This is a genomic window from Xanthomonas sp. SHU 199 (assembly GCF_000364665.1).
In the GTDB taxonomy this organism is placed as follows: domain Bacteria; phylum Pseudomonadota; class Gammaproteobacteria; order Xanthomonadales; family Xanthomonadaceae; genus Xanthomonas_A; species Xanthomonas_A sontii.
Genome location: NZ_AQOI01000539.1, coordinates 1 through 2077 on the forward strand (window position 1 = coordinate 1; position 2077 = coordinate 2077).

3 protein-coding genes are annotated in these 2077 nt (G+C 71.9%); all 3 read right to left on the reverse strand.

Going from position 1 to position 2077, the window contains the following annotated elements:
- Window positions 1-1040, reverse strand: a 1040-nt coding sequence (locus D183_RS0116210) for a PLP-dependent cysteine synthase family protein (RefSeq protein WP_017909924.1), incomplete at its 3' end; no start/stop codon positions are given.
- 120 nt (window positions 1041-1160) lie between these two features.
- On the reverse strand, window positions 1161-1373 hold the full coding sequence (locus tag D183_RS0116215; RefSeq protein ID WP_026143429.1) for a heavy-metal-associated domain-containing protein: 213 nt from the start codon (window positions 1371-1373) through the stop codon (window positions 1161-1163).
- Window positions 1374-1407: 34 nt separating this feature from the next.
- Window positions 1408-2077: HAD-IC family P-type ATPase (locus D183_RS0116220; RefSeq protein ID WP_017909926.1), on the reverse strand; the 670-nt coding region annotated here is incomplete at its 5' end.

Here is a 2077-nt window from a genome sequence, read left to right on the forward strand (position 1 = left end):
GCATCGGCCTGCTCCACGTCGATGCCGTGCTCGGCGTACCACTGCGGCCGGTAGTAGCTGTGCCCGTAGCGCTCGCCGCTGTCGCACAGGATGGTGACGATGGCGCCGCTGCGGCCCTGTTCGCGCATGCGCGTGGCCGCCTGCAGCACGCCGACGAAGTTGGTGCCGGTGGAGCCGCCCACGCGCCGGCCCAGGCGCGCGCTGACGTAGCGCATCGCCGCCAGGCTCAGCGCGTCGGGCACCTTGACCATCGCATCCACGCAGCTGGGGATGAAGCTCGGCTCCACCCGCGGCCGGCCGATGCCTTCGATGCGCGAGCCGCCGGTGCTTTCCAGGCCGGCATAGTCGCGCCCGGCCAGCGCCTCGCGGTAGCCGTCGAAGAACAGCGACACCTCCGGATCCGCGCACAGGATGCGGGTGGGATGGCGCCGGTAGCGCACGTAGCGCCCGAGCGTGGCCGCGGTGCCGCCGGTGCCGGGGCTGCACACGATCCAGGCCGGAATCGGATGCGGCTCCTCCTGCATCTGCCGGAAGATCGACTCGGCGATGTTGTTGTTGGCGCGCCAGTCGGTGGCGCGCTCGGCGTACAGGAACTGGTCCATGAAGTGGCCGCCGGTCTCGCGCGCCAGCTGCACCGAATCGGCATGCAGGTCGCAGGCGCGCCCGACCAGGTGGCAGCGCCCGCCCTGGAACTCGATCGCGGCGATCTTCTCCGGCGAGGTGGTGGCCGGCATCACCGCGATGAACGGCAGCCCCAGCAGGCGCGCGAAATACGCCTCGGAGACCGCGGTGGAACCGCTGGAGGCCTCGATCACCGGCCGCCCCTCGCGCAGCCAGCCGTTGGCCAGCGCGTACAGGAACAGCGAGCGCGCCAGGCGGTGCTTGAGGCTGCCGGTGGGATGGCTGGACTCGTCCTTGAAGTACAGGTCGATGCCGGGGAAACCGGGCAGGTCCAGCGGGATCAGGTGGGTGTCGGCCGAGCGGTTGAAGTCGGCTTCGATCTTCTGGATGGCGGCGGCCACCCAAGCGCGATGGGTCATGGCGATGCGGGAGCGGAGAAACCGCGCCCACGATACACGCCCGGCCGTGCGCCCGGACCATGCGCGGCAGCGGCCGCCACGGCGGCGTTCACCCGGGAAGACGCGGCGCCGGGGCGGCGCTCAGCCGGCGGCCACGCTGAAGCCGGCGTCGGCGATCGCCTGCTCCAGCGCGGCCACGTCGATGCGCGCGGGGTCGTAGTCGATGCCGACGCGCCCGCCCTCCAGCACCACCGTACTGGCGGCCACGCCCGGGCAGGCGTCGAGCACGCGCTGCAGCCGTGCGCTGCAGCCGCCGCAGCTCATGCCGTGGACGAGGAGATCGAGATGGTGCATGTCATGCTCCAAAGTGAAGAAATCGCACGCGCGCTCACTGCGCACGCCAGCGATTCAGCAGCAGCGCGTTGCCCAGCACCGAGACCGAACTCAGCGCCATCGCCGCGCCGGCGATCACCGGGCTGAGCAGGCCGAACGCGGCCAGCGGGATGCCCAGGCCGTTGAAGACGAAGGCGAAGAACAGGTTCTGGCGGATCTTGCGCACCGTCGCCGCGGACAGGTCGATGGCGGCGGCGACGCCGGCCAGATCGCCGTGCATCAACACCACGTCGGCCGCCTCGATGGCGATGTCCGAGCCGCTACCGATGGCGAAGCTGACGTCTGCCGCGGCCAGCGCCGGGGCATCGTTGATGCCGTCGCCGACCATGCCCACGCGTGCGCCCGGCACCGCCTGCAACTGGCGCACATGCGCGGCCTTGTCCTGCGGCAGCACCTCGGCCTGCACCTGCTGGATGCCGAGCCGCACGGCCACCGCCTGCGCCGCGTGGCGGTTGTCGCCGCTGAGCATGGTCACCGCGATGCCACGTGCCTGCAGCAGGGCCACCGCCTCGGCGGCGTCCTCGCGCAGCGGATCGGCGATGGCGATGTAGCCGCTCACGGCACCGTCGACCGCCACCCCGACCACACTCTGACCCTGCGCTTGCGCCGTCTCGGCCTGGCGGCGCAGCGTCGGGTCGGCCGGCGCGGCGATCAGGCCGTCGAGC

Coding starts and splice junctions, on each gene's coding strand:
- D183_RS0116215 (WP_026143429.1), bottom strand. CDS start 1,373: ATGCACCATCTCGATCTCCTCGTCCACGGCATGAGCTGCGGCGGCTGC.